The following is a 1,855-nucleotide window of genomic DNA, read 5'->3' as shown; positions in this document are numbered from 1 at the left end:
CGCAGCGACTCACCTTCCACGTAGGGCATGACGTAGTAGACGATGCCCTCGGCCTCGCCGGAATCGTGCAGCGGGAGGATGTGGGGGTGCTGGAGGTTGGCGGTGAGGCGAATCTCCTTGAGGAACCGCTCGCCGCCCAGGATCGCGGCCAGCTCGGGACGCAGCACCTTGAGCGCGACCTTGCGATCGTGGCGCACGTCGTGGGCGAGGTAGACGGTGGCCATGCCGCCCGCGCCGAGCTCCCGCTCGATCTGGTAGCGGTCGGCCAGTGCGACCGACAGGCGCTGCACGGCGTCTGTCACGGTACCTCAGTAATCCAAGGGTAAGGTGTGGAGCAGAAAGAAGATACGGGTTGGAACCGGGGATGGCTAGACAGCGATGGGACGGCCAGGTGCCGCCCGCGCCCAGCTCATGATCGAGGCGGCAGCGGCCCTCGAGGGCCACGTGACGCGCTCGACGCCGGTCATTTCGTGCCCGTCAGCCGCCGCACCAGCCCCGCCAGCGAAATCGCCGTTACGCCACCTTTCATCGGCCACTCATCGGTGCCGCCGTGCACGACGTACGACTCGCGAGGACGCAGGACGGCACAGCCAAAGCGAAAGCCCTTCGAGACCTCGGGGGCCGTGGTGCGCTTGATCTCAATGGCCATGTCGACCCGACCGCCGCGCTCGAATACCAGGTCGATCTCAGCGCCGTCCTCAGTGCGATAGAAGTACGGCGAGCGACGCTCCGACGCGGCCGCGATCAGGTTCTCGATGGCGAACCCCTCCCAGCTCGGACCCGCGACCGGATGGCCGACCACGTCGTGCCACGTCTCGAGCTCCAGCAGCGCGTGCAGCAGCCCGCTGTCCCGCACGTACGTCTTGGGGGCGCGCACCAGCCGCTTGCCGAGATTGCCGCTCCATGGCCGCAACCGCCTGACCAGGAGCAGGTCCACCAGCAGGTCGACGTAGCGCGCCACCGCCGGCGCTGAGACGCCGAGGCTCGACGCGAGTCGCGACTGGTTGAGCAGGGCGGCCTGTCCATGCGCCAGCATCCCCCACAGCCGGGCGATCGTCTCGGCGGGAAGCCTCGGGGCGAACATCGGCACGTCGCGTTCCAGGTAGCTCCTGATGAAGTCGCGACGCCAGGTGAGGCTGTCGGCGTCGTTCCTCGCCAGCAGGCTTAGCGGAAACCCGCCACGCACCCAGAGTTCGTCCACCGGTCGCGTCCGCCGGGGCAGCTCGCCAACGTCGATCGGCGCCAGCTCGACGTACGCGACGCGGCCAGCCAGCGATTCGGTGGCCTGGCGCATCAGGTCCAGGGCGGCCGATCCCAGGAGCAGGAGGTGTCCCGCGCGGCTGCCGGCGGCGCGACGATCGTCGATGACCCCGCGCAGGATCTCGAAGAGTCCCGGTGCCCGGTGGATCTCGTCGATCACCACGAGTTTCCCGGCTTGGGCCCGCAGGAACGCATCCGCGTCCTCCAGCCGGCGCCGATCGGCGGGTCGCTCGAGGTCGAGGTAGACCGCGGCACGCCCACGGCCCGCGGCGATGCGTCGGGCCAGGGTCGTCTTGCCGACCTGGCGCGGGCCGAGCAGCACGACGCAGGGCGCGGTCCGCAGCCGGTCTTCGACCAGCGCCTGGCGGCGACGGGTGATCACGATGGCCGGATAATGAACGTCATGCGTTCAATATCCGGCCATCACCGCCAGCCGTCAAGCCGGAAGCTGTCGGCGGTGCCGGAGTCGAACAGCGGGAGGATGTGTGGGTGCTGGAGCGCGGCCGTGGTCTTGATCTCGACCACGAAGCGCTCGGCGCCTAACACCGCGGCGAGTTCGGGCCGCAGCACCTTGAGCGCGACCTTGCGGTCGTGC

The 1,855-nt window shown here is 69.2% G+C and carries 2 protein-coding genes; both read right to left on the bottom strand.

Going from position 1 to position 1,855, the window contains the following annotated elements; all coding sequences use genetic code 11:
• Positions 1-302 (bottom strand): protein kinase (locus tag Q8Q85_01860; protein MDP3772990.1); only part of this gene is annotated, 302 nt, incomplete at its 3' end.
• Positions 303-463: 161 nt separating this feature from the next.
• The gene (locus Q8Q85_01855) at positions 464-1,642 is read right to left on the bottom strand and encodes an ATP-binding protein (protein MDP3772989.1); all 1,179 of its coding nucleotides are present in this window, start codon (positions 1,640-1,642) and stop codon (positions 464-466) included.
• Positions 1,643-1,855 lie beyond the last annotated feature (213 nt).

It is taken from the genome of Gemmatimonadales bacterium (assembly GCA_030697825.1).
Taxonomy (GTDB): Bacteria; Gemmatimonadota; Gemmatimonadetes; order Gemmatimonadales; family JACORV01; genus JACORV01.
Note: the sequence above shows the minus strand (reverse complement) of the source record. Positions and strands in the feature narration are given on the sequence as shown.